Below are 951 nucleotides of genomic sequence, written 5' to 3' on the forward strand. Positions count from 1 at the left end.
GGATCGATGCGTTCTGACACGCTTGTAATAGTCCGCATAGCTTCGCAGGATTCGGCGCAGATGCGCCTCGCCTAAGACAATGATGTGGTCCACACACTCACGCCGGATCGATCCGATCAGCCGTTCGGCAAACCCATTCTGCCAGGGCGCGGCTGGTGCGGTGGGCTTGTCCCGGATGCCCATGGCGCGTAACCGCCGCGCAACGACGCCGCCATAGATCCGGTCGCGATCGCGGATCAGGTAGTGCGGAGCCTTGTCCCAAGGAAATGCCTCCGTGATTTGATGTGCCACCCATTCAGGTGTCGGATTTGTTGTGACGTTGATCCAGACGAGCTCTCTGCGATCGACCCGGAGGATGACGAAGCCATAGAGCAGCTCGAACCCGATCGTTGGAACCACGAAGAGGTCCATGGCGGCGATGTCCGGCATGTGGTTGCGCAGGAAGGTTCGCCATTCCTGGCTTGGCAGCCCGTGCCGCTTGACCATGTATTTGGCGACGCTCGACTGCCCGACCTCAAACCCGAGCTTGAGCAGCTCGCCGCGAATGCGCGGCGCACCCCAAAGCGGATCGTCGACGCTGATCCGCCGGATCAACACGCGCAGCCCGGTGTCGATCTGCGGTCGGCCTCCGAGAGATCGCGACTTCCACCGCCAGTAGCCGCGAAAGCCGGCTTTGTGCCAACGCACGAGCGTCTCGGGCTGGATGATGGTGAGGACCGACAGGATTGACGGAAACCAGCGATACAGCTGGATCAGAAACCAGCGATCCTGGTTCGTGAATCGGGCGCGACCATGCAGCCTGCGCCGCAAGACAATCTACTGATGTCGCAGCACCGCGTTCTCCGCTTCAAGCTGCAACCTCGACCTGAAGGGCGAGGCGAGGACGGCCAGAGCGAAACAGAACAGCGCGATCATTCCGCCCAGCTTAGGCGATTCCAATACGTCATCAAC

At 61.1% G+C, this 951-nt stretch carries 1 protein-coding gene; it reads right to left on the bottom strand.

Features of this window, described 5'->3' with window-relative positions; translation table 11 throughout:
* On the bottom strand, nt 1-810 hold an 810-nt coding region (locus tag J6497_RS40655; protein ID WP_225709746.1), incomplete at its 3' end, for an integrase core domain-containing protein.
* Nucleotides 811-951 lie beyond the last annotated feature (141 nt).

It is taken from the genome of Bradyrhizobium cenepequi (genome assembly GCF_020329485.1).
Taxonomy (GTDB): Bacteria; Pseudomonadota; Alphaproteobacteria; order Rhizobiales; family Xanthobacteraceae; genus Bradyrhizobium; species Bradyrhizobium cenepequi.